The organism is Acidovorax sp. KNOB132, from assembly GCF_057541515.1.
In genome coordinates, this window is record NZ_BAAJYT010000580.1 from 1 (window position 1) to 952 (window position 952).

Here is a 952-nt window from a genome sequence, read left to right on the forward strand (position 1 = left end):
CAGCGCCGCGCCCCAGTGGCGGCGCAGTGCCTCGCTCAGCGCGGCGGGCTGCAGGGGTGTGCCTTCGCGCGCCAGGGCCCCCGCCGCGGCGCACAGCAGGCCCAGCGTGAAGATCGCACCCCGGTGGGTGTTGACGCCACCGGTGGCCGCCACCATGCGCGCTTCGGCCTCGATGCCGCAGCGCTCCAGCGCCGGGAACCCTTCGCCGGCATGGCCCAGCGCGGCGATGCGCACGAAATAGACGCGCAGCGCGAACAGGCTGCGCATGAAGGTGCGGGCATCCATGTCGGTGTGGCTGCCGTTGTCAGTAAGGGTCACCAGCCCGGGCTTGGGCGACAAGGCCAGTTCGTCGTAGAGCGACAGCGTGGCGGCGCGGCCGATGGCCTGCGGGGCCGGGTCCGGGCGCGGGTCGCTCGCAGACCGGCGCCGTGCGTTGGCGGTCATGGCAGCGGCTCCTCTGCAGCCGGTTCCTCTGCCGGTTCCGTGGCCGGCCAGAAGGGGGCTTGCGCCAGCGCGGCGCCAGCCAGGCGCTTGACCATCACGGCTTTGCCGCGGCCTGCACGCCAGGCGCTCCACTCGCGCCAGGCCACGGCGGCGCCATTGGCGAACAGCAGTTCCCCGTCGAGCCGGGGCTGCGCCTTCGGGAAGGCGTGCAGGCAGGCGGCGGCGGCATCGGCCTGCGCGGGGCTGGCCACGCCGATGCACAGGTCGGCATCGGAGCCGCTGCGCAGGTGGTCCAGCCCGGTGATGAGCTGCCAGCCGTGGCTGCCGTAGATGCGGGCGGCCACGCCGCAGGCCTGCAGCGCCTCGCACAGGCGGCCCCAGGCGGCCTTCGATCCGGTCGGCATCAGCGGCTGGGCCAGCAAGGCCGGGGGAAAGGCATCGAAGTAGAGGATGTCTTCGCGCGCCACGCGCAGCGCCAGGCGGCGCCGTGCCCAGCGGCCGGGGGCCG

Annotated in this window: 2 protein-coding genes; both read right to left on the minus strand. The window is 74.6% G+C overall.

Annotation, left to right across the window (positions count from 1 at the left end; all coding sequences use genetic code 11):
• Nucleotides 1–444, minus strand: a 444-nt coding sequence (locus AC27IO_RS24790; protein WP_498741291.1) for a triphosphoribosyl-dephospho-CoA synthase, incomplete at its 3' end; no start/stop codon positions are given.
• Nucleotides 441–952: malonate decarboxylase holo-[acyl-carrier-protein] synthase (mdcG, locus tag AC27IO_RS24795; protein ID WP_498741292.1), on the minus strand; the 512-nt coding region annotated here is incomplete at its 5' end. The genes mdcG and AC27IO_RS24790, both read right to left, overlap by 4 nt.